The following is a 24,948-nucleotide window of genomic DNA, read 5'->3' as shown; positions in this document are numbered from 1 at the left end:
GCGGGCGCCTGCGCGCCGCCGCCGGAAAGGTTGGTCATGATCACTGAGAAGCGAAGGCGGCGTTTGCCGAAACTGACCCGCCGGCAGACAATCACCGCCGCGGCCAGTGCCACCCTCGGTGCCGCCGCGCTCGCGGTACCTGGGCTTTCCCTGGCCGGTGACGGCGACGACAAGACGGCGGCCGGCCCCGACGAGACGATCGTCGTACACCTGCGGGACGCCCGGTCCGGCACCATGGACGTCTTCGTCGGCCAGTCCCGCATCGAGGTTCGGGACCGTGGCCTGGCGGATCGGCTGCGTCGCGCCGCCGCCCGGCGCTGAGCCCGGGTCGACCCGGCCGCGCGCCGTGCCGGCCGCTTCGCCCGCCACCGACCCGCACGCCCGCGCCGGGCGTGGCGACCCGCGCGTCGTGTCTCGCCGCCGACGCTGAGCGTTCCTGCCGCCCGCCGCGGGTGCGGTGCTCCCGGCCGGCCCGGTGCCGGCCGACCATTCCGATTGACTCTTTCGCCCAGTGAGGTGGGTCCGTCATGTCTTCACACCGCGAGGCACCGGAGATCGCCAAGGATCCGGTCGCTGACTCATCCGACCTGTACGCGTTCGTCACCCCGGACCGCCCGGACACGGTGACGCTGATCGCCAACTACGTGCCGTTGCAGTTGCCCTCGGGCGGCCCCAACTTCTTCGAGTTCGGCGACGACGTGCGGTACGAGATCCACATCGACAATGACGGTGACGGACAGCCGGACGTCACCTACCGCTTCGAATTCACCACCGAGATCACCAATCCGAACAGCTTTCTTTACAACACCGGGCCGATCGACGCGCTTGACAGCGAGAACTGGAACCGCAGGCAGTTCTACAGCCTGACCCGGATCGTCGGCGGCCGGGAGCAGCGGCTGGCCCGCAAGCTGCCCTGCCCACCGTGCAACGTGGGCCCGCTGTCCACACCGGACTACGGGGATCTGGTCCGCCAGGCGACCTTCAAGCTCTCCACCGGCGAGAGGGTCTTCGCCGGTCAGCGGGCCGACGGCTTCTTCGTCGACCTGGGCGCGATCTTCGACCTCGGTACGCTTCGGCCGTTCCAGCAGTTGCACGTCGCCGGGAAGAAGATCTTCAAGGAGGCCGGTGAGCCGGTCAACGCCACCGACCGGTTGAACGTGCACAGCCTGGCGTTGCAGGTGCCGGTGGAGCGGCTGCGCCGCCGCGCCGACCGGTACCACTGGCAGGAGCCCGCCTCGGTCATCGGAGTATGGACCTCGGCCTCCCGTCGGCAGGTGCGAGTGCTCGGCGACCGGGTGGCGGCCGACACCAACGCCGGGCCGTTCACACAGGTGTCCAGGTTGGGCAACCCGTTGTTCAACGAGGTCATCGTGCCGATGGCGCAGAAGGACCTGTGGAACACCCTGCCCCCGTCGGAGGACAAGCGGTTCGCCGAGTTCGTCGAGCGGCCCGAACTGGCCGCCCTGCTGCCGGTGCTCTACCCCGATGTCTTCCCCAACCTGGACAAGCTGAACAGGTCGAAGAAGGCCCGCGCGGACCTGGTCGCCATTCTGCTCACCGGCATCCCGGAGGGCCTGATCGACGGCTTCACCAACACCACCGGGGACGTCCAGGCGGACATGCTCCGGCTTAACACGGCGATCCCGCCGGCCCGTCGGCCCAACCGTTTCGGTGTGCTCGGCGGCGATCTCGCGGGCTTCCCGAACGGCCGGCGGGTGACCGACGACGTGGTGACCATCGCGCTGCGCGCAATCGCGGGGCTGACGGTGCCGTTGGTGGACCGGAAGTTCCAGCCGGACGAGGCGGCGGGAGCGGTGACGCCGGGGCTCAGCGCGGCGGACGTGACCGCGCCGTTCCTGCGCAAGTTCCCGTTCCTCGGTACGCCCTACGACGGGTTCAACAACCCGTCGACGGAGTCCTGAGTCGAAGGTGAGGCAGATGAGCGGACACGAGCACGCCCACACGTACGGCCCCTCGGGTACCGGGACGGTTGTCCTCGACCTGGGCGGGGACACCGGTGCCCTGATCATCTACACCGGACGGCAACTGCTTGGTCGGGAGATCGAGGTGAGCCGTGCGGATCGGGACGGTGACCCGCGTACGCACTCCGCCGTACGGGAGCGGCGGGTCCGGGACGGCACCTTCCACAGCGCCGTCTACCCGGACCTCCCGGCGGGTGTCTATACCGTTTGGTGGGACAGCGAAACGCCCGTCGGATCGGTCACCGTGACCGGCGGCGTGGTCGCCGAATTCGCCTTACCGACCAGCTTGGACGCGTCTAGCGACTGACCGCCGGCGCCTCCGCCCACCGCGTCCCGTCCACATTGTGGGCGGGGCGCGGTCGTCGTTCACCCGCTCGGCGGGCAGGGTTGGCGAAGTCGGGATAACCTTGCGCGTCAAGATCAACGGATCTTGATGGCGGCCTCCTCGGCGTGGACGCGAAGGCCTATCGCTTCGGCGGCGCTCGGTGCGCCACGGGAGAAAACTCGGGCAACTCGCCGGGGAGGGCGTTACTCGGCCGGGGTCTGAATCGATAGGGCAGGGCGAGACCGGGTGGTACGGACGGCCGTCCGGGACGCGTGTCGGGAGGGTGACTCCATTATCAAGTTTGGCTTGACGGCGCACGCATTACACGCGTGTAATTTGAATGGGGTTGTTCGCACGGAACGCACGATAACCGGACCGGACGGACAAAAGCACGCCTTTCGCGTGGGGGGTTGCAGCGGCGACGACGCCGGTGCGCGACAAGGAGGCAACTGAATGGACGGCCAGCTCGAGGCGGCCGACCTGCTCGGAAACGCGCCGGAGTGGCAGGAGCGGGCCCTGTGCTCGCAGACCGACCCGGAGGCGTTCTTCCCCGAGAAGGGCGGCTCGACCCGCGAGGCGAAGCGCATCTGCTCGCGGTGCGAGGTCAAGACGGAGTGCCTCGAATACGCTCTCGGCCACGACGAGCGGTTCGGGATCTGGGGTGGGCTCTCCGAAAGGGAGCGGCGCAAGCTCAAGCGCCGGGCGGCCTAGGTCGACGTGGGGCGGGACGGTTGGGGGCCGTCCCACCCGGCGCGGCTGCCCTGCCGGCGCTGGATAAGGTCGGCGGGGGCTCCGGACGCGGTCAGGCCAACTCGTCCGGGTCGACGCCGAGCAGGTTCGCCACCTGTTCGATGATGACGTCGTGGACCAGGTCGGCGAGATCCTCCCGGTCCATCGCCCGGAATTCCAGCGGTCGCCGGTACAGCACGATCCGCGGCGGCACCTCCTGGCGGCCGGGTCGCCCGGGCAACAGCCGGGCCAGCGGCACCTCGCCATCCTCCAGCACGTCGGAGTCGTAGACGTTCAGGTCGGGCGGGACGTCCTCGACGGCGAACTCCACCCCGGCCAGTTCCTTGGCGAACCGACGCTCCAGCGTCTCGACGGTGTCCAGCACCAGATCATCGAAGATCTCCGCCTTGGTCCGTGCCAGCGGCACGGTGGCCGGCACCAGCCGCCCACGCAGACCGCGGCCGTGCCGGTCGCGGTGCGCCCGCCGGCCGGTACCGGGGCGGCGGTTCTCCGGGCTCGTCATGAGCCAAAGAGTAGCTTCCAGCCCGCTGCTGGCCGCGTCAGCGCCGAACACGTGGCGCGTTGCGGCCACGGACGAGAAATGTGATCACCAAGACGGGCGTGTCGTAACGCGAAGCGGTGCGCCGGAGCCGGTAATGGAGATACCCTGCGCCGGTGAGGTCACCACGGCGCTGCTCCCGCAACGGCTGCCCCCGGCAAGCGGTCGCCACGCTGACCTATGTCTACAACGAGTCGACCGCCGTGGTGGGCCCGCTGGCCGCCTTCGCCGAGCCGCACACATACGACCTCTGTGAGCCGCACGCCCGCAGCCTGACCGCTCCGCGCGGATGGGAGGTGGTCCGGCACGAGGGCGAGTTCGAGCCGCCGCCGCCCACCACAGACGACCTGGTGGCGTTGGCCGAGGCGGTCCGCGAGGCCGCCCGCCCTGCCCCCCGCCCGCCCCAGGACGACCAGAACCACCCGCCCGCACCCTCCGCTGGCTCCCCCACCTCCCGCCGCGGCCACCTCCGCGTAATCCCCCCCACCCACTAACCCACCCACCCACCCGGCCCGGCCGGGCTGGCAGGCTGGCGTTGATCAAGAAGTTTTGGTCGCATTCCGAGCCCTGAGGCGACCAAAACCTCTTGATCGCGGGGACGGTGGCGGGGACGGGCGCGGGGACGGGTGTGGGGGTGGGGGTGGCCGCCGGAGGCGGGCCGTGGGGGTGGGGTCGGCAGGGCATCTCGGGGGCATTCGGGGCGCATTTCGGATGCGCGAAACAGTCCTGGCCGCAACACGCCGACAGCCGGCGGACATCGCCACTTGCGGTGACTAGCGTGCGCCGGAGTGTGACGCGAGTCGGGAGGCTGCGATGGGCAACGAGGCAGTGGGCAACGAGGCGTTGCGGGTGGCGATGGCGGACAAGGGCGAGACGACCGAGTCGCTGGCCGGGAAGGTGGGCGTCGACCCGAAGACGGCGGCTCGCTGGCTGGCGGACGGGCGGATCCCGCATCCGCGGACCCGGATCGCCGTCGCCAACCTCCTCGGGCGCAAGGCCGCCGAACTCTGGCCGGAACCGTTCCGCCGACGGGACCTGCCCTGGTTCCGGGCGTGGGCGGAACTGGAACAGGACGCCGGGTCCATCCGGTCGTACCAGCCACTGCTCGTGCCGGGGCTGCTCCAGACCGAGGCGTACGCCCGGGCGGTGCTGGCCACCGGCGGCCTGCTGTCGCCGACGGAGGTCGACGAGATCGTGGCGGCGCGGCTGGCGCGGCAGCGGGTGCTGGAGCGGGAATCCCCGCTCCAGTTCGTCGCGGTGATCGACGAGGTGGTGCTGCGGCGACCGGTCGGCCACGATCCGAGCGTGATGGCGGGACAGTTGGCCCAGCTGGCCGCGCTGGGTGAGCGGGAGCACGTGCAGGTCCGGGTGATTCCGGCGGAGAACCCGTGGCACACCGGCCTGGCCGGGCCGTTCGTGCTGGCCCGGATGCCGGACGGCGCCGAGGCGGCCTATCTCGACATCAACTGCGCGGTCAGGTGGTGACCGACAGTGCTGATCTTGCTAGCCTGGGCGCGAGGTGGGAGAGCGTCACCGGTGAGGCGCTGCCCCGCCGACGGTCCATCGAGCTGATCAGGGAAGTGGCGACGACATGGAGCTGACCGACGCCCGCTGGCGCACCGCCACCCGCAGCAGCAACAACGGCGGCGACTGTGTCGAGGTGGCCGACAATCTGCCCGGCCGGGTCCTGGTGCGCGACAGCAAGGATCGGAACGGCGGCACCCTGGCCTTCACCCCGACCGCCTGGCGCGCCTTCGTCGACACCACCGTACGCAGTACGGTCTGACCAACCAGCCTGCTCGGCCTACCGGCAGCCCCCTGCTCGGTCGCCCTGTGCCTCGCCCTGCTCGGTCGTCCGGCTCGGTCGTCCCGAGTTGCGGCATCTTGCGGTCTTAGGCGACCTGGTTGGCGCGGGATGCGGCATGTCGAGTGGATCAAGCGGCCTGAGTGGATCAGGCGGCCTGGGTGATCAAGCGGCCTGGTGGTCGAGCGGCCTGGTGGGTGAAGCGGCCTGGGTGGAGCAAGCGGCCTGGGGGAGCAGGCAGCCGGTGGCGGGCCAGGGGCGAGTCAGGCGATGCCCCGGGGCGTGGCTGGCACCCGCGCCTCATGTCAGGATCATTCGTCCATCGCCGCTGACTTTCACACCTCAGCCGGCACGCCCACCCCCCCCCGGCCTCGCCGACGATCATCGATAGGAACGGTCACATGCGTAGTGCCCACCGGCCCTTCACCCGGCGTGGCCTGCTCACCGGCACCCTCGGCTCGGCTGCGCTGCTCACGGCCGGCGGCACTCTGACCGGCTGCGGCACCCGCGCCGCGCAGCAGACCGAGGAGGGATGCGTCAGCGAGGATCTGTCCGGCACGGAGAAGACGCTGGCTTTCTCCAACTGGCCGCAGTACATGGACGTCGACGAGGACGACGAGTCGAAGCGTCCCAGCCTGGACGGGTTCGTCAGCAGGACCGGCATCCAGGTGACCTATACCGAGGACATCAACGACAACAACGAGTTCTTCGGCAAGGTGCAGAACCAGCTCGCCGCCTGCCAGAGCACCGGGCGGGACATCATGGTGCTCACCGACTGGATGGCCGCCCGGATGATCCGGCTCGGCTGGATCCAGAAGCTCGACCGGTCGAAGCTGCCGAACGTCGAGGCCAACCTGCTGCCGTCGCTGCGGAACCGCCCCTTCGACGCCGAGAACCAGTTCGCCGTCCCGTGGCAGTCCGGCCTCGCCGGACTGGCCTACAACGGCCGGGTCACCGGGGAGATCCGTACCGTCGATGAACTGCTCACCCGTCCCGACCTCAAGGGCAAGGTGACCGCGCTCAGCGAGATGCGGGACACCATGGGTCTGCTGCTGATGTCCAACGGCCACGATCCGGCGGATTTCACCGCCGCCCAGTTCGACGACGCGCTAAACAAGCTCAAGCGGGCCGTGGACTCCGGGCAGATCCGCCGGTTCACCGGCAACGACTACGCCCCGGACCTGGCCAAGGGCGACATCGCGGCGTGCGTCGGCTGGTCCGGCGACATCATCCAACTCGGCTTCGAAGACGAACGGATCAGGTTCGTGGTGCCGGATTCCGGGGTGCTGCTCTGGTCGGACAACATGCTGGTGCCGAACCAGGCCAGCCACAAGACCAACGCCGAAGAGCTGATCAACTACTACTACGACCCGGCGGTCGCCGCTCAGCTCGCCGCGTACGTCAACTACATCTGCCCGGTGCAGGGGGCGCAGGCAGAGATGGAGAAGATCGATCCGGAGCTGGCCGCGAACCCGCTGATCTTCCCGGACGAGACCATGCTCGCCAGGTCCCGGGTCTTCATGGCGCTCGACGAGCAGCAGGAGCGCGAGTACGAGAGCAAGTTCCAGCAGGTTATCGGGGCGTGAGATGGCGCGGGAGACTCCGGCCGGCGACCTGACGCTGGCCAACCTCACCAAGACCTTCGGCACCTTCACCGCGGTCGACGACCTCAGTCTGACCGTTCCGCAGGGCTCGTTCTTCGCTCTGCTCGGCGCGTCGGGCTGCGGCAAGACCACCACGCTGCGGATGGTCGCCGGCCTGGAGGAGCCGACCAGCGGGCAGGTCCTGCTCAATGACCGCGACGTCTCCCGGTTGCGGCCGTACAAACGACCTGTCAACACGGTGTTCCAGAGCTATGCGCTTTTCCCGCACCTGGACGTCTTCGAGAACGTCGCCTTCGGGCTGCGGCGGCGCGGCATCCGCTCGGTCGCCGGCCCGGTGCGGCAGATGCTGACCCTGGTGCAGCTCGACGGGTACGAACGGCACCGCCCCGCCCAACTCTCCGGCGGCCAGCAGCAGCGCGTCGCGTTGGCCCGGGCACTGATCAACCACCCGCAGGTGCTGCTGCTCGACGAGCCGCTCGGTGCGCTCGACGTCAAGCTGCGTCGCCAGATGCAGATCGAACTCAAGCGGATCCAGACCGAGGTGGGCATCACCTTCGTGCACGTCACTCACGACCAGGAGGAAGCCATGACCATGGCGGACACGGTCGCGGTGATGAATGCCGGCCGGATCGAGCAACTCGGCGCGCCGGCCGAGATCTACGAGTTCCCGGCGACCGCCTTCGTGGCCGACTTCCTCGGCCAGTCCAACCTGATCGCCGGTGACGTATCCGGCGGCAGCGGGAACGACCTGCTGGTCACCGCGCACGGCACGCGGTTCTCCGTGCCGTCGGCGCGGTCCCGCACCGACCAGGGTCCGGTCTTTCTGGGCGTACGTCCCGAGAAGCTGCACCTGGCCGGGGCGGCCGTGCAGGTGCCCGCCGGCAACCAGTACCTCGAAGGAACGATCATCGACGCCTCCTACCTCGGGGTGAGCACGCAGTACCTGCTGCGTACCGGCTGGGGCACCGAGCTGAGCGTCTTCGTCGCCAACAGTGGCGCGCAGCAGCGCTTCGCGGTCGGCGAGCGGGCAATGGCGTACTGGCATCCGCAGCACGCCTTTCTGCTCGGCCGCCGCGCCGACGAGGCGGACGGCACCATGCCGGTCCGGAACGAGCCGGTCGGCGCGTCCCCGTGAGCCCGCGAGGCGAGGCCGGGCGGCCGGCATCGCCCCCGGCTGCCCGATCGGGTCGGTACCGGCTCCTGCCGTACCTGCTGTTGCTGCCGGGTGCCGCCTGGCTGTTCCTCTTCTTCGTCGTGCCGTTGGTGCAGCTTGCCGCGGCCAGCCTCTACGACCCCACCGGCTCGCTCTCCACCGGGTACGCGCTGACCTGGGCTTTCGGCAACTATCCGACGGCGTTGCAGGCGTACTGGCCGCAGTTCGGACGGTCCTTCCTGTACGCCGGCATCGCGTTGGTGCTGGCGCTGCTGATGGGCTACCCCCTGGCGTACGCGATCGCGCAGAAGGCCGGCCGGTGGAAGAACCTGCTGCTGGTCTGCGTGATCGCGCCGATGTTCACCAGCTTCCTGGTGCGTACGTTGGCCTGGAAGACGATCCTTTCGGACAACGGCGCGCTGGTCGGGCTGCTGCGCGACGTGCACCTGCTCGGTCCGGACGGTCGACTGCTGGCCACCCCGGTCGCGGTGGTGCTCGGCCTGACGTACAACTTCCTGCCGTTCCTGGTGCTGCCGCTGTACGCGAGCCTGGAACGGCTCGACCGCCGGCTGCTGGAGGCGTCCAGCGACCTGTACGCGAGCCCGCTGACGACGTTCCGCCGGGTCACCCTGCCGCTGTCGATGCCCGGGCTGATCGCCGGCACCCTGCTCTTCTTCATCCCGGCGACCGGCGACTACATCAACGCCGAACTGCTCGGCACCCCGAACGAGTACATGATCGGCAATGTCATCGACTCCGCTTTCCTGGTCCGTCTCGACTACCCGCAGGGTGCGGCGCTGTCGTTCCTGCTGATGTCGGCGATCCTCGCAGTGGTCTTCGGCTACCTGCGCCGCACCGGCACGGAGGAAATCCTGTGAGGATCTCCCGTTGGTTCGCCGAGCACTGGGTGACGGGCGTGGCGCTGCTGGTGCTCGGCTACCTGTTCCTGCCGATCGCCGTGGTCGCCGCGCTGTCGTTCAACCGCCCGTCCAACCGGCTGTCGTACGACTTCAACGAGTTCACCCTCGACAACTGGCGTGACCCGTGCGCCAGTTCGGAGATGTGCGACGCGGTGCTGCGCAGCGTACAGATCGGGTTCCTCGCCACCGTGGCGGCGACCGTGCTCGGGACGCTGATGGCCTTCGCCCTGGCCCGGCACCGGTTCCGGGGTCGGTCCGGGCTCAACGTGCTGATCTTCCTGCCGATGGCGACGCCGGAGCTGGTGATGGGCACCTCGCTGCTCGCCCTCTTCGTCTCCGGCGGGGTGCCGCTCGGCTTCTGGACCATCGTCGTCGCTCACGTCATGTTCTGCGTGTCGTTCGTGGTGGTGACGGTCAAGGCGCGGCTGACCGGGATGGACCGGCGGCTGGAGGAGGCCGCGATGGATCTGTACGCCGGTGAGTGGCAGACGTTCCGGCGGATCACCCTGCCGCTGGTGCTGCCCGGCATCGGGGCCGCCGCCCTCCTGGCGTTCTCGCTCAGCTTCGACGACTTCATCGTCACGAACTTCAACTCGGGCACCACCGTCACGTTCCCGATGTATGTCTGGGGTGCCGCCCAGCGGGGCATCCCACCGCAGGTCAACGTCATCGGCACGGCCATGTTCGGAGTCGCGCTGCTGCTGGCGCTGGCCACCTCCCGGCGCGCCCGCGCGTGACCTCACGCGCTGTCACCCGCGATCTTGCAGTTTCGGTCGCCGTTATGAGGATTTGAATCCGAAATGTGGCGTCGAAAAGTGCAAGATCGCGGAGAAGGTGGGGTGGGGTAGCACGAGGGTGGGGGTGGGGGGGTGGTTTTCCACAGGAGGGGAGGCTGTCCACAGGGAGAGTTGGTGGGACGGAACGGTGGGCGTCGGGCGGGGAGGGTGTCCGCATGACTGCTCAACTGTGGCGAGTGGAAACTCTGCTGCGGACGCTCAGCGCCCGACGACTTCGTACCCGGCTGGGCCGGGAGGAACTGCGCCGCGTGCGGAGGGGTGTCTATGCCGATCAACCCCTCGACGATGATGACGAGCTGCGGGCACTGCTGCTGTGTCTGCCGGAGGGCGCCATGCTGACCCGACAGACGGCAGCGCGACGCTATGGCTTCGGCGTCCTGCGTGACGACCTCGTGCACGTCCAACTACCGGCCATCGCGCCGAAACCCCGGCTACCCGGGCTGGTCGTGCATCGGTCCGTGCTGCCAGTGGAGCCGGTCCTCGTCGGTGGGCTGCCCTGTGTGCCGGCGGCGCGCTGCGCGATCGACCTGGCGCGTACGGTGCGGCGGCTTGACGCACTTCCCGTGTTGGATTGCGCTCTCAGGTCCGGTGTCGTGACCCCCGACGATCTGATCGCTGAGGTGTGCAGGCATCGGGCATTGCGCGGGGTGCGGCAGGCGCGCGAGTTGGTGTCACTGGCCGACGGCCGGGCGGAATGCCGCCAGGAGAGTCAGTTGCGGTTGGTGCTGGTCGACGGGCGGCTACCGCCACCTGAGCCGCAACTCTGGGTGCATGACGCCGACGGCTTCCAGCGTTATCGCCTAGACCTCGGCTACCGCGAACGCAGGGTCGGCATCGAGTACGACGGTGTCTCTCATCTCAGTCGCGAGAGCCTCAGGTACGACCGGGAACGTGTCAACTGGCTCGACGCCCAGGGCTGGCGGATGCGGTACTTCACCGATCGTGACCTCTACCGTCGCCCCAACCACATCATCGCCACCATCCGAACCGCCCTCTCCTGACGCCCGCACCCGCTCCCGCGATCTTGCAATTCCTATCGGTGCATAAGCGCTTTAAGGGACATTTCGGCGACCAAAAGCGCAAGATCGCGGGAGTGGACGGGCGGGGGTGGGGGCGGAGTTGGCGCGGTTACGTGGAGTATTGCTGCGGCGGGCACTTACAGAACCCTTAACTCCTGCCTGAGAACGTAGGCCCGACAGCGAGGACCACGGGGAGCGGAAGCGTGCGGGTGCTGGTGGCGGACGACGAGCGGTTGTTGGCGGACACCGTCGCGGAGGGGCTGCGTCGCCTCTCGATGGCGGTGGACGTCTGCTACGACGGTGACGGAGCGTTGGAGCGGGTCGGGGTGAACCGGTACGACGTCGCGGTGCTGGACCGGGACATGCCGGGACATACCGGCGACGAGGTGTGCCGCAGCCTGGCGGCGTCCGGCTCCGGTACGCGGGTGCTGCTGCTCACCGCTGCCGCCGGCATCAGGGACCGGGTGGAGGGCCTGGGGCTGGGCGCCGACGACTACCTGACCAAGCCGTTCGCCTTCGCCGAACTGGTCGCCCGGGTGCAGGCGTTGGGTCGGCGCTCCGCCCCGGCCGTCCCGCCGGTGCTGGAGGCGCATGACGTCGTCCTGGACGTGGCCCGGCACACCGTCACCCGCAGCGGTCGGCCGGTCAGCCTGAGCCCGAAGGAGTTCGCGGTGCTGCACGTGCTGCTCCGCGCTGAGGGTCGGGTGGTCAGCGCCGAGGAACTGCTGGAACAGGCTTGGGACGAGTTCGCCGACCCGTTCACAAACGTGGTCCGGGTCACCGTGATGACGTTGCGGAAGAAGCTCGGTGAGCCCCAGGTCATTCACACGGTGCCCCGGGCCGGGTACCGGATCGGTGGTGCCGAGTGACGCCGCGCTGGCGGGTCGTGCTGGTCGGCGTGCTCGCTCTGCTCGTCGGGTACGCCCTGCCCGGCCTGACGACGTCGGTGCTCGGCGAGTTGTGGGTGAGTGTCAGCAGGCTCTGCCACACCGGGCTGCCCGGCGTGGGTCTGGTGTGCCAGCCGGCGCGGGACCTCGCCGGCCTGGCCGTCCCGCTCACCGGGCTGGTGCTCCTCGTGCTCTCGGTCGCCGGGATCTGGGCTGCCGCGCTGTGGTGCCTGCGCCCGGTGCGGGATCTGGCCGGGCCGATCGCGCAGGTCGGACCGCAGAATCTCGGTCACCGGCTCCGGCCGCGCGGCAGCGACGAACTTGCCCGGCTGGCCCGGTCCATCGACGAGATGATGGAGCGCATCGCCGCCGGCTACGAGGGGCAGCGGCGGTTCGCCGCGAACGCCTCCCACGAGCTGCGTACGCCGTTGGCGGTGCAGCGGACGTTGATCGAGGTCGGCATGGCCCGCTCGCTGACCGGTGAACAGCTGGAACTGCTGACCGGGCAGTTGCTGGAGACCAACGAACGCAACGAGCGGCTGATCGAGGGGCTGCTCGCGCTCAGTGAGAGCGACCAGGGACTGCGATCCCGTACCCCCCAGCGGCTCGACGAGATCGTCACCGGGGTCCTGGCCGCGCACCAGGACCGGATCACCGAGGCCGGGTTGACGGTGCAGAGCCATCTGGAACCCCGGAGGGTGATGGGCGAGCGGGTGCTGCTGGAGCGCCTGGTGACGAACCTCGTGGAAAACGCGATCAAGTACAACCGGCCGGGCGGCACCCTCACCGTCGCGGTCGGTCGCAACCCGGCCCTGACGGTGGTCAACACGGGCCAGGTGGTGCCGGCCGAGGCGGTCGCCGGTCTCTTCGAACCGTTCCGGCGCCTGGCCCGGGACCGGACGAATCACAGCGGTGGCGCCGGCCTCGGCCTGGCCATCGCTCGCTCGATCACGCAGGCCCACGACGGCCTGATCGCCGCCCGCCCGGCCGAGTACGGCGGGCTGCGGGTGGACGTCCAACTACCCACCGCACCCTGACCCGGCCGCCCCGCCGGCAGCCGAGCCACCACCCGACGTACGGGGCCGCATCCGCGGCACCCCGATCCTCAGCGTGCCCGCGAAACGACGTCGGCAGGCCCGGAAGACGTGCGCTTCCGCCGTGCCCGGGAACCGACCCGGCCCGCGTGCCGGTGACCTGACCGGCGTGCGCGCGACCTGGCTGGGTGGGCCGGAGACCGGCCGAGCAGCCAGCGACGGGTCGGCGGCAGCTTCACCTGAGCCGCGGGCCAGCGGACAGCAGCGGCGTGCCAGTCGCCTGGCGGCCTGACAGAGACGGAGAGGAGAGACCCATGACCACCCGCGAACACGCCGTGGTCGAGTCGGCCGTCGGCCGGCCCGTCCCCGGCGGTGCCGGCACCGCGCCGGTCTCAGCCGGCACCAGGTTGACCTGGGTGGATGTCGCCAAGGGCGGCTGCATCCTGCTGGTCCTGCTCTGGCACGTGATCGTCAAGGACTACCTCCAGATCGACTGGCGGCTGGACGTGCCGGTCCTGGGTGCCTGGGGGACCTTCGGCGAACTGCTGCTACCCATGCGGATGCCGCTGTTCTTCACCATCTCCGGCATGCTCGCGGCGACCGCCGTGCAGCGGCCCTGGCGGTCGGTCGCCCGGCCTCGGGCCGCCCGCTTCCTCTACCTGTACGGCGTCTGGCTGGTGATCCACACTGCCGTGCTGGCTCTCGCCCCGGACTTCCCGACCGACCGGGCGAGTGACCTCGGTGGCCTGTTGGCACAGCTGACGGTCACCCCGTCCAACCTCTGGTACCTGTACGCGCTGGCGCTGTACTTCGTACTGGCGAAGGCACTGCGACGGTGCCATCCGGCGGTGCTGCTGGTCGCCGCCGGCACGCTGAGCGCCGTCGCTGCGGCGGGGCTGGTCGACACCCCCGGTAACCGGGGCGGTCTGTACCAGAACCTGGTGTTCTTCCTGGCCGGGCTGCACCTGCGCGGGTACGTCCTTCGGTTCGCCGACGCCGTCACCGGCCGACGATTGCTGCTGGCCGGAGCGGCGTACGCCGTCGCGCTGGCTGCCGTGGCGGCGACCGGCACCGCTCGGCTGCCGGGCGTGGCGCCGCTGGTCTCCGTCCTCGCGGTGCTGTTCGGCATCGCCGTGGCGGTCCGGCTGGCCCGACGGCCGGTGGTGGGCGAGCCACTCGCCGCCCTCGGCCGACAGACGCTGCCGATCTATGTGCTCCACATGCCGGTGCTCGCGCTGCTGCATCGACTGATCGCCGAGCCGATCGCTGGTCTGGACGAACCTGTCCGGTTCGCGTTGGCCCTCGGCTTCCCGTTCTCGCTCACCGTCGCCCTGCTGGCGATCAGCCTCGGCCTGCACCGGCTGTTGCTGGCGGCCCGGGCGTCGTGGCTGTTCGACCTGCCGGTCGGGGGCAACGCCACCCGGCGGCCGGCCTCCCGACCGTCCGCGCCGCCGGCGGCAGAACCGCTGGCACCACAAACGGCATCCCATTGATCAATTCGAAGGAGAGGACATGTCCCACACTGATCCGTCCGGAGCCGGTCCGGCTCCGATCGACGTGCCGGAGGCAGCCCGGTGGTTGGCCGGCCGGGTGTTGCGTACCCCGGTGCTGCGGGCACCGGCCATCGACCGGTTGGCCGGTGCCCGGGTGCTGCTCAAGGCGGAGAACCTTCAGGCCGGTGGCTCGTACAAGATGCGCGGCGGGCTTTACGCGGTGAGCCGGCTGGCAGCGGCCGGGCACGGTGGGGTGGTCGCCCAGAGCACCGGTAACCACGCGGTGGCGGTGGCGCTCGCGGCTCGGCGGTTCGAACTGGCCGCCACGGTGGTGCTTCCGGTCGACGCGGCAGCGACGAAGGTGGCCCGGGCCCGCGCGGCAGGAGCGCGGGTGGTGCTCGCCGGTACGACGGTCGAGGAGCGGCTGGCCGTGGCCCGCCGGGTGCGTGACGAGACCGGCCCCCCGATCGTCGACGCGTACGACCATCCGGACGTCATCGCCGGCCAGGGCAGTGCCAGCCTCGAACTGATCGAGGAGGCCGAACGGGCCGGCACCCCGCTCGACGCCCTCGTGGTGCCGGTCGGTGGCGGTGGCGGTGCCGCCGGTGCCTGCCTGGCCGCGGCCGGTCGGCCGATCGAGGTGTACGGGGTGGAGCCGCATGGCTGTGACTCGCTGGCTCGCAGCCTGGCGGCCGGTCGGCCCGTTCCGGTCACACCGGCACCGACGATCGCCGACGGACTGCGCCCGACCTGTGTCGGTGAGCTGCCCTTCGCCATCCTGCGCACCCGGCTGCGCGGCGTGGTCCGGGTGGACGACGACGAGATCGCCGAGGCGTTCCGGCTGCTCCTGCTGGAGCTGAAGATGCTGGCCGAGCCGTCGGGGGCGGCCGGTCTGGCCGGTGCGCTACGGCTCGCCGCCGCCGGCGCGCTGGGCAACGACGGGGCGCGGCGGCGCACGGTCGGCGTGGTGCTGACCGGCGGAAACGTGGAGGCGGAACTGGTCGCCCGACTGGCGGCAGCCGCCCGAATCGAGGAAGAGGTGGCAGCGGCATGAGTGCGCCCGTACGCATTGGAATTCTGTTCGGTGGTCCGTCGGCGGAACACGACGTGTCCTGCGCCTCCGCGCTCGGTGTGGCCCGGGCGCTGGCCGGCGGCGGCTACCGCATCGTCGCCATCGGGGTCACTCGCGCCGGTGGGCTGCGGCTCGTCCCGGACGCGGCGCTGTCCGGATTTCTGGCCGGCACCACATCGGAGCGGGCCATCGACGACCGGCTGACGGTGATCGGGCCGGCCGTGGAGCTGCGTGCCGGGCCGCGTGCCGGTACGGCGGTGGTGACCGCGATGGACGCGCCCGGCGCGGTGCACGCCGAGTTGGACGTGGTCTTCCCGGTGCTGCACGGCCCGTTCGGTGAGGACGGGGTGGTGCAGGGGCTGCTCGAATCCCTGGGCGTGCCGTACGTCGGGTGCGGCATCCTCGCCTCCGCCGTCGGGATGGACAAGGTGGCGATGAAGCGGGCGTTGCGGGCCGAGGGGGTGCCGATCACCCCGCACGTCTCCTTCGACGCGACCACGTACCGGACCACTGAGGACCCGGAGAAGCTGGTCCTGGGGCTGCGTCGCCCGCTGTTCGTCAAGCCGGCCCGGATGGGCTCCTCGATCGGCATCTCCCGGGTGGCCGAGGGCGATGATCTGGCGGCGGCGATCGAGGAGGCGCTGCGACACGACACGGTGGTCGTGGTGGAGCAGGGAGTCAGCGGCCGGGAACTGGAGTGTGGGGTGCTCGGCGGTGCCCGTCCGGACGCATCCGCGGTCGGCGAGGTACGGGTCAGCGGTGGCTGGTTCGACTACCGCCAGAAGTACTTCGGCGACACCGATCCGATGGTCGTCCCGGCCCCGCTGTCGCGGGAGGTGACCGAGCGGATCAGGGAGCTGTCGGTGCGCGCGTTCGCCGCGATCGGCGGCTGGGGCCTGGCCCGGGTCGACTTCCTCTACGACGAGGCCGCCGGCGAGTTGTACGTCAACGAGTTGAACACGATGCCGGGCTTCACCGCCCACTCGATGTACCCGAAGGCGTGGGCGGCGGCCGGCGTCGGCTACCGGGAGATCCTGGACCGTCTCGTCGCGCTGGCCTTCGCCCGGCACGCGGAGCGGCCCCGCGGGGGAGACGAGCGATGATCCTGCTCTGCGATCCGCGGGTCGCGGCGGTACCCGGCGTCGACGACGGTGAGCCGCTCGTCGACCTGCGCGATCTCCCCGAGCTGCGGCTGGATTCTCGGGCGGCCGATCCGGCCGGCGCGTACGCCCGGTTGCGTCAGCCGGTGGTGGACCGGTTGCTGACGGCGCAGCGCGCGCTGCCCGACGGGTTGCGCCTGCTGATCGTCGAGGGGTACCGGCCCTACCAGGCACAGCTTGACATCTTCACCGGCTACCAGGAGGAACTGCGGCGGGCCCACCCGGACTGGTCGCCGGAGCGGCTGTACCGGGAGACCACCAAGTTCGTCTCCCCGGTGGAGGTGGCGCCGCACAGCACAGGTGGCGCGGTGGACCTGACGTTGTGCACAGCGGACGGCGTCGAGCTGGACATGGGGACCCCGGTGGACGCCACCCCGGAGGCGAGCGACAACGCCTGCTTCACCGCCGCGTCGTCGATAGGCCCCGAGGCCCGCCGGCACCGGCAGATCATGGTTGCCGCCCTGCGTGGGGCCGGCCTGGTGAACTACCCCACCGAGTGGTGGCACTGGTCGTACGGAGATCGCTACTGGGCGTTGCTGACCGGTGCGCCACACACCCGTTACGGGCCGGTATGACCGATGCCTTCACCGGCTAACTCGAAGCATTGTTTCGATAAGTGTCACGGCGATGAACTGGAAAGCGCTCCCACGCCGTACCAGCCCGCGAACACAAGGATGTGAGGACGGGAGAAACAGGTGAAGCTGCAGCGGAAGCACATGCTGGCGGCGGGGGTGGCGGTGGTCGCCGCGGCGACGGTGGCGGTGGGTACCGGACTGGGGTTCGCTGACAGCGCACCGACCCGGCAGAGCGTCTGCGCGGGATCGATCACGTTCTCGGCCGAGGCGGGCGCACCGGCCGCCACCAGCAACCAGTTCCCGGTCGGTACCCGGCTGCGGGTGACGAACCTCGACAACGACAAATCGGCGGAGGTGACCGTGGTCGGTCCGTCGGGCAGTTGCGTGCTGCTCAACGCCACCGCGATGGAACTCGTCCGAGAGCCCGGCAAGAACGTGATCCGGAACAACGTGGTCGAGCGCATCGGTGCTGCCGCGCAGCCGGGCGCGGGACAGCCGGGCGTGATCGGCGACCGGCCGGGGTCGGCCTCACCGCCAGCGGCCCGCCCGGTCGCGGGATCGGCCTGCCAGGGCGCGATCACCTTCTTCGAGGAGGACGCAGGACCGGCCGCGACGAGTGACCGCTTCCCGGTCGGTACCCGGCTGCGGGTGACCAACCTGGACAACAACAGGGCGACCACGGTCACCGTCACCGGCCCTTCCGGCAGCTGTGTGCTGCTGAACTCCGCCGCGATGGAGCAGGTCCGGGAGCCAGGCAAGAACCTGGTACGCAACAACATCGTCGAGGTTCTGGGCTGAGCCGCAGGTCCACTGTCGCCAGACGTCGCGGCCGTCGCGCACGCCGCCCTCCACCTCGGCGCGACGGCGCGACGATCGGCGGTGTCACCAACCGCCGTCGTCGCGTACCCGGGCCGGGGCGCGGCCGAGCAGCAGGGTGATGAGCGCGGCGTCGATGTCGGCCCCGAGGAACCACTCACCGGCCTGGTCCAGCGCGAATATCCGACCCCGTTCGTCGGCTGCGATCATGCTGTGCCGGCTCTCGGTGCCGATCGGGATCAGCCGGGTGCCGATCACCGCCGCGAAGTCATGCAGCGATTCGGCGGATCGGGCGACCTCACGGGGGTGGATGTCGAAGCGGGAGATCCACACCTGCTCACCGGGGCCGCGCCGCCGGCTGGACAGTCGGGGAAGGGTGTTGAGGGCAGCGTGCCCGTGCGCCCTGCCGCTGCTGACGACCGGGTGACCTGCCGAGGTCGCTGCGTCGGCGTCGGGCCGCCAACCGGCGGCGACCAGCGCCCGCGCCACCTCTGCAGGAAACCGGCCGGGCGCCGGGTCGGCAGCCGGTTGCGGGAGCCAGGGTTCGGTGTGGGCTCGTTCAGCAGGGGGCAGAACGCTGAACTCGACAAGCATGTTCAGACAGGAATCGCAGGGTCGTTCGGCTGGCCCGCCGTGCGGATCGCCCGGCACCCGGACCTGGAACACCTCGATGCGGGCGGACGTCAGCAGCTCCTTCGCGTCGCCCATGCTCATGGCGGTGATGCCTTCGGCAGTGCGGACGTGGTCGTACTCGTGCAGGACGTCGGAGATTACGACGAACTCCGCGTGCCGGGAACCGCCGCGTACCAGGTGGCCGGCGGGCTGCCGGTCGAGGTATGCGCGGATCAGCGGGTGGTGGTTGAGTTCCACGTCACCCTTGGCGCCCTGGGCGGTGAAGATCCGCCCCTCGACGGTGAGACGTGCGGTCGTGGTCGGTGCGGGCAGCCGGCGGATCTCGCGTAGCAGCTGACCGGCCGGATCCACGGTACTCGGGGCCGATGGGCGGGTGGCCCGGCTGCGACGGTAGAGCCGCGCCACCACGTCGGGCGAGACCCGCGGCCAGGTGCTCACCTCACCGGTCCGCTTGTCGACCACGGTCGTGGGCAGATCGCCGGCAAGTGGCCTGACCTGTGTGGCTGCCGTGGAGGTGATGACGTACCCGAGGTCGAACTCGACGACCGTCGGTCGGCACTCGTGCCCCAGGCGCAGCGAGTCGCGGCGGGCCCACACCGCGGCGAGCTGTTCTGCCTGTTCGCGGTCGATCACAACCGGTAACCTATCGGACTACGTCGTTGCGTGGCTTTGTGTGCGGTGGAGCCTACCCATCGTGAGGTGAGCGGTCGTTCTGCCGCGCCGAGCGGCCCGCGCGGCACCCGCTGCGGGCCTCGACGGGGGGCAATACGCTCGCGGAATGGCAGCTCCGGAGAAGAAGGACGGTGACCGACGGCTCTGGGCCTGGCCGGCGGGCATCCTGCTCGGCATGGTGATCGGGGTGGCGGCCCTGGATGGTGCTGCCGGCATCGGCGTCGGGGTGGCCCTCGGTGTGGCCTTCGCGCTGGCACTTGGCGCGACGGGTGGCGAGGACGACGCGGACGGCGAGAGCGGCGCTGGCGGCGCGGACGGCGCTGGCGGCGCGGACGGCGCTGGCGGGTCCGGCTCCGGGGCGGGTCCGAACCGTCCGGCATGACCGCCGAGCGGCCCGTTGCGACGTGGTGCGGCGCACATGCGGGGTGCTCGATGGCCAGCCGAGGTCAGCCCCCGGTAGTAGCCTGACCGGCGTTCCCCCGTCGGGGGAGGAACGGTGGTTGATCATGTCGGTACGTCGGCACACGGCGCGACTCGCGACGGTCTGCGTGTTCCTGGGTGCCCTGGTGGCGCTCGGTGGCGCTCCCGCGCACGCCGACGAGGACCGGGTGCGGGTGCGTTCGGCAGGCAGCTTCACCGCGGGCCGTTCCGCCCAGGGCGTGACCGTCGAGGTGCGCAAGCGCACCGACGGATGCGTGCGGGTGCGCACCGCGCTGGGTCTGAGCCTGCCCGACGTACGAGCCGACCAGGTGGCGGTGCAGGCCAACGTGGGAGGCCGTTGGGTGCCGGTCGGGATCTCCGGTGCGGCGGGGCTGGTCACCACCGCGCCGGTCGCCCCGGCCCGGGACGAGCTCTGCAAGGGCAAGGGCCTGGCGATGCGGTACCGCGTCGCCTTCGCCGCGGATGCCCCCGGCGGCCGACTGGTGGTGACCGGTGAGGCGACCACGGCACGCGGTGCCGTGCTGGGCCGGGCCGCCGCGTCGTCGCGGGTGGTTGGCGGGCGTGCCTCGGCGTCGCCCTCCCCGTCGCCCTCCCCGTCGCCGTCGCCCAGCGAGGAGGTGGCCGAGGAACCGACCGTCGAGGCCACACCCACCGTGGCGCTTGCCGCCGAGACGACGGACGATCTCGCCCAGACGGCCGGTGAGTCCTCCGGCGGGTCGCCGGTGATGTACTTCGGTATCGCCATGGTCGCCGCTGGCGCACTGCTCATCGGGCTGCTGATCCACCGCTCCCGCAAGGACCGCAAGGATCGCGGACAACCGGCCGACGGGTTCGTGATTCCACCGTCGCGCAACCCGGGTGGCACCACGTACCGGTCCGGCGGCCAAGGCGCCGCGCCGGTCGCATCCGCCCCGGGCGCCCTGCCGGTCCCACCGGGCCCGAATGCCGCACCGGCATCGCCGCCCGGCCTGGGCAACGTGCCGCCGGCAACGCCCGGTCAGGCGTACGGGGCGAGTCGGCCCGGCACGCCCCGGGTCTACGGCGGCACGGCAGAGCCCAGGCCGACCGGCGGCACCGCAGCGCCCCGGCCGACCGGCGGGGTGTACGGTGCCCGGCCGGCCGACCCGACCGAGGCGACCCGGCCGGGTGGACCGGTGGCGCCGACCGGCCCGGTCCCACCCGTCACGTCCGCCCGTGCAGCGGTGTCACCGGCGCGGATCGTACCGCCCACCTCCGCCCCGCCGGCCCCGTCGACGCCCGGCCTGGCCGTACCGCCTCCGGGCCCGGCCGCGCCGACCTCGGGCCTGCCGGCCGCGCCGACCTCGGTGCCGCCGGTGGAGCCCGGTCAGGGCGGGGTGTCGGGGCACCCGGACCGGTCGCCGGGTGCCGGGACGGGTGACGAGCCGGAGTACGGACGCGGGCTCGGCGGCTGAGCCGGGGCGGGTGCCGCCGCTCCGATACGCTCAGGTTCGTTGACGTCCCGCAGGCGAGGAGTGGAACCGGTGTCTGATCTGTCCCGGATCGTGAAGGCGTACGACGTCCGTGGGACGGTGCCGGACCAGTGGGACGAGCGTGTCGCCGGTGCCCTCGGCGTCGCCTTCGCCCAGATGCTCGACGCCGCCGGTGAGCCGGGGCAGGCGGTGCTCATCGGGCACGACATGCGGGCCTCCGGGCCCGGGCTGGCCGCCGCCTTCGCCACCGGGGTACGCGCCGAGGGCCGCCCGGTCATCGAGATCGGGCTCGCCTCGACCGACATGGTCTACTACGCCTCCGGTTCACTCGGACTGCCCGGCGCGATGTTCACCGCCAGCCACAATCCGGCGCAGTACAACGGCATCAAGCTCTGTCACGCCGGTGCCCGCCCGGTCGGGCAGGACAGCGGGTTGGCCGAGGTCCGCGACCGGGCGCAGGCCCTGCTCGACAAGGACGAGCCGATCGGTGAGCCGACCGCGCCGACGCAGCGGCGCGACCTGCTGCCCGACTACGCGGCACACCTGCGCACGCTTGTGGACCTCTCCGGCATCCGGCCGCTGACCGTGGTGGTCGACGCCGGCAACGGGATGGGCGGGCACACGGTGCCGAGCGTGCTCGGCGACGCCGCTCTGGCGGCCCTGCCGTTGCGGATCGTGCCGCTGTACTTCGAACTGGACGGGACGTTCCCCAACCATGAGGCCAACCCGTTGGATCCGGCCAACCTGGTCGACCTGCAACGCGCGGTGGTGGCGCACGGCGCGGACATCGGCCTGGCGTTCGACGGAGACGCCGACCGCTGCTTCGTGGTGGACGAGCGCGGCGAGCCGGTCTCCCCGTCGGCTATCACGGCGTTGGTGGCCGCTCGGGAGTTGGCCAAGCACCCTGGCTCGACGGTGATCCACAACCTGATCACCTCCAGCGCGGTGCCCGAGATCATTCGGGAGCACGGCGGTGAGCCGGTGGTGGCCCGGGTGGGTCACTCGTTCATCAAGGCCGAGATGGCGCGTACCAACGCGGTCTTCGGTGGGGAGCACTCGGCGCACTACTACTTCCGGGACTTCTGGTTCGCCGACACCGGCATGCTGGCGGCGATGCACACCCTGGCGGCGCTCGGCGAGCAGCCGCTGCCGCTGTCCACGCTGGCCGCCGAGTACGAGCGGTACGTCGCCTCGGGTGAGATCAACTCCACGGTGGCGGACCAGGCGGCCAAGGTCACCGAGGTGCGTGCCGCGTACCCGGAGGCCGAAGCCGACGAGATGGACGGTCTCACCCTGCGCTTTGCCGATGGGGCGTGGTTCAACCTGCGCGCCTCGAACACCGAGCCGCTGCTGCGGCTCAATGTCGAGGCACCGACCGCCGGGCGGATGACCGCACTGCGCGACGAGGTGCTCGACCTGGTTCGCCGATAAGATCGCTCGCGCCGGTCGGCACCTCCGGCCGGTGAAGCCGCACACGTGGAAGGAGCCGCGCAGTGGCCCTCGACCCGCAGTTGCTGGAAATCCTTGCCTGCCCGGACACACACCATGCCCCGCTGACCTACGACGCGCAGGTCCAGACGCTGACGTGCACCGAGTGCGGCCGGATCTTCGAGGTCCGCGACGATGTGCCGGTGCTGCTGCTGGACGAGGCGCGCGGCCCTGCGGAGGGATCGTGATCGACGGAACCGCCGGCGTCAGCGGGCACCGCAACGCCGACGAACGACTGCTCGACGACCCGCAGGCGCTCGCCGAGCGCGATCCGGGGGGCATGCTGCGGCACACCGCCTCGGCGGGGGCACAGGTACGCGAGTCGGCCGCCCTGGCCGCCGAGGCGAACCTCTCCGTACTCGCCGACGACGGACGTCCCCGGGCGGTGGTGATCGCCGGTATCGGCACCGCCGGACGCACCGGTGACGTGCTGGCCACGGTCGCCGGACCGCGGTGCCCGGTACCGGTGATCGCGCACCGCCTCGCCGGCGTGCCCGGCTGGGTCGGCGCGGCCGACGTCGTGATCGCGGTAAGCGCCTCCGGTCGCAGCCCGGAGGCGCTGGGTGCCGCCGAGGCCGCTCACCGGCGGGGTGCCCGGCTGGTCGCGGTGGGTCCGGCGGACTCGCAACTGCACTCGGTCGCCGAGCGGGCCCGCGCCCCGTTCATCCCGGTACCCCGGCGGGCACCGGCCCGGGCCAGCCTCTGGGGCCTCACCGTGCCGGTACTGCTCGCCGCCCGGGCCCTGGGCCTGGTCAAGGTCAACGAGGCGGACCTGGCGGAGACGGCGGCCCGGCTGGACGCCGACGCGGACCGCAGTCGCCCCACCGCCGAATCCTTCGTCAATCCGGCGAAATCCCTCGCCCTCGGGCTGGCCGGGTCGATCCCGATCGTGTGGGGCTCGTCTCCGCTGGCGGCGGTCGCCGCACGCCGCTTCGGCGACACCCTGTCGGCCAACGCCCGGTACCCGGTGGTCACCGGCGCGCTCGGCGAGGCGGGGCGCGGCCGGGTCGGACTGCTCGATGGCGTTTTCGGGGGTCTGGCCGAGGGAGAGCGGGACATCTTCGCCGATCCGGACGAGTCGGACGGCGCGGGCACTCGACTGCGGTTGGTGCTGTTGCGCGACGGTGGCCTGAACGCCGAGGACGACGCCGACGAGCCCCTCGCTGTCGAGGAAAGGCGCGCGGACGCGGTGCAGACCCTCGCCGAGCGGCGGGGCGTACGGTGCGACGTGGTCACCGCCGAGGGCGGTTCGGCGCTGGAGCGGCTCGCCTCCCTGGTGGCGGTGCCGGACTTCGCGTCGATCTATTTGGCGTTGGCGCACGGCCTGGACCCGATGGCGGTCCCGGCGATCACCGAGATGAAGGAACTGGCCAACCAGTGAGCACCCAGGGTGGCAGCAAGGCGATCATCGCGGCGCTGCTGGCCAACGTCGGCATCGCCGTGACGAAGTTCGTGGCCTTCCTGTTGACCAGCTCGTCGTCGATGCTCGCCGAGTCCATCCACTCGGTCGCCGACTCGGGCAACCAGGCCTTGCTGCTGCTCGGCGGCAAGCGGGCCCGGCGGGCCGCCACCCCGCAACACCCGTTCGGCTACGGGCGGGAGCGCTACGTCTACGCCTTCATCGTCGCGATCGTGCTGTTCAGCCTGGGCGGTCTGTTCGCGCTCTACGAGGCGTGGCACAAGTGGTCCGATCCGCACGGCATCACCAGTTGGCAGTGGGTGCCGGTGACCGTGCTGCTCGCGGCGATCGTGATGGAGTCGTTCTCCTTCCGCACCGCGATCAGGGAGTCGAACCTGGTCCGGGGCCGTGAGTCGTGGACCAGGTTCATTCGCCGGTCGAAGGCGCCGGAGCTGCCGGTGGTGCTGCTGGAGGATTTCGGCGCGCTTGTCGGTCTGGTCTTCGCCCTGCTCGGGGTGGGCATGACCCTGGCCACGGGCAACGGCCGCTGGGACGCGGCCGGCACCGCGATGATCGGCCTGCTGCTGGTGACCATCGCGATCGTGCTTGCCGTGGAGACCAAGAGTCTGCTGCTGGGGGAGGGGGCCGAGCCGGCGGACGTCTCGGCCATCGAGCAGGCGGTCACCGCCGGCCCCGAGGTGGAGCGGATCATCCACATGAAGACGCTGTACCTCGGTCCGGAGGAGTTGATGGTGGCCGCGAAGGTCGCGGTGTCGCGGTGCGAGAGCGCCGAGGAGGTGGCCCAGGGCATCGACGCGGTGGAGGAGCGGATCCGGGCCGCCGTGCCGGTCGCTCGGGTCATCTACCTCGAACCGGACATCTACCGGCTCCCGGCCGGGTCATCCACCACCTCCGGGCAGGTTGGGAGCTGACCG

Annotated in this window: 26 protein-coding genes and 1 pseudogene; 25 read left to right on the top strand and 2 right to left on the bottom strand. The window is 70.9% G+C overall.

The features are described from left to right. Positions 1–36: 36 nt before the first annotated feature. The 4 genes from O7624_RS11230 (at position 37) to O7624_RS11215 (ending at position 3,018) form a co-directional block, all read left to right on the top strand. Positions 37–321 (top strand): hypothetical protein, encoded by a 285-nt coding sequence (locus O7624_RS11230; RefSeq protein WP_282239969.1) that lies wholly within the window; start codon positions 37–39, stop codon positions 319–321. Between the two features lie 206 nt (positions 322–527). After that, entirely contained in the window at positions 528–1,922 is a 1,395-nt protein-coding gene (locus tag O7624_RS11225; protein ID WP_093406501.1) for a DUF4331 domain-containing protein, read from the top strand. Positions 1,923–1,938: 16 nt separating this feature from the next. Continuing rightward, positions 1,939–2,289: a phospholipase gene (locus O7624_RS11220; protein ID WP_282239968.1), complete on the top strand. Its 351-nt coding sequence runs from the start codon at positions 1,939–1,941 to the stop codon at positions 2,287–2,289. A 471-nt stretch (positions 2,290–2,760) separates the two neighbouring features. Then, the gene (locus O7624_RS11215) at positions 2,761–3,018 is read left to right on the top strand and encodes a WhiB family transcriptional regulator (RefSeq protein WP_013731688.1); all 258 of its coding nucleotides are present in this window, start codon (positions 2,761–2,763) and stop codon (positions 3,016–3,018) included. Between the two features lie 91 nt (positions 3,019–3,109). Here O7624_RS11215 and O7624_RS11210 read toward each other — a convergent pair whose 3' ends face one another. Further along, the gene (locus tag O7624_RS11210; protein WP_093406503.1) at positions 3,110–3,559 is read right to left on the bottom strand and encodes a metallopeptidase family protein; all 450 of its coding nucleotides are present in this window, start codon (positions 3,557–3,559) and stop codon (positions 3,110–3,112) included. 152 nt (positions 3,560–3,711) lie between these two features. Here O7624_RS11210 and O7624_RS11205 point away from each other — a divergent pair, with 152 nt between their 5' ends. From O7624_RS11205 to O7624_RS11135, 15 genes and pseudogenes are all read left to right on the top strand, one after another. Further along, entirely contained in the window at positions 3,712–4,089 is a 378-nt protein-coding gene (locus O7624_RS11205) for a DUF3499 domain-containing protein (protein ID WP_093406506.1), read from the top strand. A gap of 319 nt (positions 4,090–4,408) precedes the next feature. Further along, positions 4,409–5,196: pseudogene (locus O7624_RS11200) on the top strand (helix-turn-helix transcriptional regulator). Next, positions 5,187–5,381 carry a DUF397 domain-containing protein gene (locus O7624_RS11195; protein WP_282239966.1) on the top strand — a complete coding sequence of 65 codons (195 nt, stop codon included), beginning with the start codon at positions 5,187–5,189 and terminating at the stop codon, positions 5,379–5,381. Before O7624_RS11200 ends, O7624_RS11195 begins: the two are co-directional and overlap by 10 nt. A gap of 419 nt (positions 5,382–5,800) precedes the next feature. Beyond that, positions 5,801–6,985 carry a spermidine/putrescine ABC transporter substrate-binding protein gene (locus O7624_RS11190; protein ID WP_282239965.1) on the top strand — a complete coding sequence of 395 codons (1,185 nt, stop codon included), beginning with the start codon at positions 5,801–5,803 and terminating at the stop codon, positions 6,983–6,985. A gap of 1 nt (position 6,986) precedes the next feature. Next, positions 6,987–8,138 carry an ABC transporter ATP-binding protein gene (locus tag O7624_RS11185; protein ID WP_282239964.1) on the top strand — a complete coding sequence of 384 codons (1,152 nt, stop codon included), beginning with the start codon at positions 6,987–6,989 and terminating at the stop codon, positions 8,136–8,138. Beyond that, positions 8,135–9,034: an ABC transporter permease gene (locus tag O7624_RS11180; RefSeq protein ID WP_282239963.1), complete on the top strand. Its 900-nt coding sequence runs from the start codon at positions 8,135–8,137 to the stop codon at positions 9,032–9,034. The genes O7624_RS11185 and O7624_RS11180 overlap by 4 nt, the downstream gene beginning before the upstream one ends. Continuing rightward, entirely contained in the window at positions 9,031–9,813 is a 783-nt protein-coding gene (locus O7624_RS11175) for an ABC transporter permease (RefSeq protein ID WP_282239962.1), read from the top strand. Before O7624_RS11180 ends, O7624_RS11175 begins: the two co-directional genes overlap by 4 nt. A gap of 215 nt (positions 9,814–10,028) precedes the next feature. Continuing rightward, on the top strand, positions 10,029–10,874 hold the full coding sequence (locus O7624_RS11170) for a DUF559 domain-containing protein (protein ID WP_282239961.1): 846 nt from the start codon (positions 10,029–10,031) through the stop codon (positions 10,872–10,874). Between the two features lie 221 nt (positions 10,875–11,095). Next, positions 11,096–11,761 carry a response regulator transcription factor gene (locus tag O7624_RS11165; RefSeq protein WP_093406528.1) on the top strand — a complete coding sequence of 222 codons (666 nt, stop codon included), beginning with the start codon at positions 11,096–11,098 and terminating at the stop codon, positions 11,759–11,761. Then, positions 11,758–12,816: a HAMP domain-containing sensor histidine kinase gene (locus O7624_RS11160; RefSeq protein WP_093406531.1), complete on the top strand. Its 1,059-nt coding sequence runs from the start codon at positions 11,758–11,760 to the stop codon at positions 12,814–12,816. The genes O7624_RS11165 and O7624_RS11160 overlap by 4 nt, the downstream gene beginning before the upstream one ends. Before the next feature lie 311 nt (positions 12,817–13,127). Beyond that, a complete protein-coding gene (locus tag O7624_RS11155) occupies positions 13,128–14,306 on the top strand; it encodes an acyltransferase (RefSeq protein WP_282239960.1) in 1,179 nt (392 codons plus the stop codon). Positions 14,307–14,325: 19 nt separating this feature from the next. Then, positions 14,326–15,360, top strand: a complete 1,035-nt coding sequence (locus O7624_RS11150; protein WP_282239959.1) for a pyridoxal-phosphate dependent enzyme — start codon at positions 14,326–14,328, stop codon at positions 15,358–15,360. Beyond that, positions 15,357–16,481 carry a D-alanine--D-alanine ligase family protein gene (locus O7624_RS11145; RefSeq protein WP_282239958.1) on the top strand — a complete coding sequence of 375 codons (1,125 nt, stop codon included), beginning with the start codon at positions 15,357–15,359 and terminating at the stop codon, positions 16,479–16,481. Before O7624_RS11150 ends, O7624_RS11145 begins: the two co-directional genes overlap by 4 nt. Beyond that, positions 16,478–17,113, top strand: coding sequence for a M15 family metallopeptidase (locus O7624_RS11140; RefSeq protein WP_282239957.1), 636 nt, complete (start codon positions 16,478–16,480; stop codon positions 17,111–17,113). The genes O7624_RS11145 and O7624_RS11140 overlap by 4 nt, the downstream gene beginning before the upstream one ends. Before the next feature lie 120 nt (positions 17,114–17,233). Beyond that, positions 17,234–17,911: a hypothetical protein gene (locus tag O7624_RS11135; RefSeq protein ID WP_282239956.1), complete on the top strand. Its 678-nt coding sequence runs from the start codon at positions 17,234–17,236 to the stop codon at positions 17,909–17,911. Positions 17,912–17,995: 84 nt separating this feature from the next. Here the strand turns inward: O7624_RS11135 and O7624_RS11130 are convergent, their stop codons facing one another. Further along, positions 17,996–19,195, bottom strand: coding sequence for an SUKH-3 domain-containing protein (locus O7624_RS11130; RefSeq protein WP_282239955.1), 1,200 nt, complete (start codon positions 19,193–19,195; stop codon positions 17,996–17,998). A 145-nt stretch (positions 19,196–19,340) separates the two neighbouring features. Here O7624_RS11130 and O7624_RS11125 point away from each other — a divergent pair, with 145 nt between their 5' ends. From O7624_RS11125 to O7624_RS11100, 6 genes are all read left to right on the top strand, one after another. Further along, positions 19,341–19,616: a hypothetical protein gene (locus tag O7624_RS11125; protein ID WP_282239954.1), complete on the top strand. Its 276-nt coding sequence runs from the start codon at positions 19,341–19,343 to the stop codon at positions 19,614–19,616. Positions 19,617–19,740: 124 nt separating this feature from the next. Further along, entirely contained in the window at positions 19,741–21,108 is a 1,368-nt protein-coding gene (locus O7624_RS11120) for a hypothetical protein (protein ID WP_282239953.1), read from the top strand. A 69-nt stretch (positions 21,109–21,177) separates the two neighbouring features. Beyond that, positions 21,178–22,557: a phosphomannomutase/phosphoglucomutase gene (locus O7624_RS11115; RefSeq protein ID WP_282239952.1), complete on the top strand. Its 1,380-nt coding sequence runs from the start codon at positions 21,178–21,180 to the stop codon at positions 22,555–22,557. Between the two features lie 62 nt (positions 22,558–22,619). Next, positions 22,620–22,802 carry a Trm112 family protein gene (locus tag O7624_RS11110; RefSeq protein WP_093406545.1) on the top strand — a complete coding sequence of 61 codons (183 nt, stop codon included), beginning with the start codon at positions 22,620–22,622 and terminating at the stop codon, positions 22,800–22,802. Next, positions 22,799–23,995, top strand: coding sequence for an SIS domain-containing protein (locus tag O7624_RS11105; RefSeq protein ID WP_093406547.1), 1,197 nt, complete (start codon positions 22,799–22,801; stop codon positions 23,993–23,995). Before O7624_RS11110 ends, O7624_RS11105 begins: the two co-directional genes overlap by 4 nt. Continuing rightward, positions 23,992–24,945: a cation diffusion facilitator family transporter gene (locus O7624_RS11100; protein ID WP_282239951.1), complete on the top strand. Its 954-nt coding sequence runs from the start codon at positions 23,992–23,994 to the stop codon at positions 24,943–24,945. Before O7624_RS11105 ends, O7624_RS11100 begins: the two co-directional genes overlap by 4 nt. Positions 24,946–24,948 lie beyond the last annotated feature (3 nt).

Source organism: Verrucosispora sp. WMMD1129 (genome assembly GCF_029581255.1).
Classification (GTDB): domain Bacteria; phylum Actinomycetota; class Actinomycetes; order Mycobacteriales; family Micromonosporaceae; genus Micromonospora; species Micromonospora sediminimaris.
This window is presented reverse-complemented; position numbering and strand designations above follow the sequence as displayed.

Excerpts from the sequence above, each read along its gene's own strand:
- O7624_RS11230 (WP_282239969.1), top strand. The coding sequence starts at position 37 with ATGATCACTGAGAAGCGAAGGCGGCGTTTGCCGAAACTGACCCGCCGG.
- O7624_RS11225 (WP_093406501.1), top strand. The coding sequence starts at position 528 with ATGTCTTCACACCGCGAGGCACCGGAGATCGCCAAGGATCCGGTCGCT.
- O7624_RS11220 (WP_282239968.1), top strand. The coding sequence starts at position 1,939 with ATGAGCGGACACGAGCACGCCCACACGTACGGCCCCTCGGGTACCGGG.
- O7624_RS11215 (WP_013731688.1), top strand. The coding sequence starts at position 2,761 with ATGGACGGCCAGCTCGAGGCGGCCGACCTGCTCGGAAACGCGCCGGAG.
- O7624_RS11210 (WP_093406503.1), bottom strand. The coding sequence starts at position 3,559 with ATGACGAGCCCGGAGAACCGCCGCCCCGGTACCGGCCGGCGGGCGCAC.
- O7624_RS11195 (WP_282239966.1), top strand. The coding sequence starts at position 5,187 with ATGGAGCTGACCGACGCCCGCTGGCGCACCGCCACCCGCAGCAGCAAC.
- O7624_RS11190 (WP_282239965.1), top strand. The coding sequence starts at position 5,801 with ATGCGTAGTGCCCACCGGCCCTTCACCCGGCGTGGCCTGCTCACCGGC.
- O7624_RS11185 (WP_282239964.1), top strand. The coding sequence starts at position 6,987 with ATGGCGCGGGAGACTCCGGCCGGCGACCTGACGCTGGCCAACCTCACC.
- O7624_RS11170 (WP_282239961.1), top strand. The coding sequence starts at position 10,029 with ATGACTGCTCAACTGTGGCGAGTGGAAACTCTGCTGCGGACGCTCAGC.
- O7624_RS11155 (WP_282239960.1), top strand. The coding sequence starts at position 13,128 with ATGACCACCCGCGAACACGCCGTGGTCGAGTCGGCCGTCGGCCGGCCC.
- O7624_RS11150 (WP_282239959.1), top strand. The coding sequence starts at position 14,326 with ATGTCCCACACTGATCCGTCCGGAGCCGGTCCGGCTCCGATCGACGTG.
- O7624_RS11145 (WP_282239958.1), top strand. The coding sequence starts at position 15,357 with ATGAGTGCGCCCGTACGCATTGGAATTCTGTTCGGTGGTCCGTCGGCG.
- O7624_RS11140 (WP_282239957.1), top strand. The coding sequence starts at position 16,478 with ATGATCCTGCTCTGCGATCCGCGGGTCGCGGCGGTACCCGGCGTCGAC.
- O7624_RS11125 (WP_282239954.1), top strand. The coding sequence starts at position 19,341 with ATGGCAGCTCCGGAGAAGAAGGACGGTGACCGACGGCTCTGGGCCTGG.
- O7624_RS11120 (WP_282239953.1), top strand. The coding sequence starts at position 19,741 with ATGTCGGTACGTCGGCACACGGCGCGACTCGCGACGGTCTGCGTGTTC.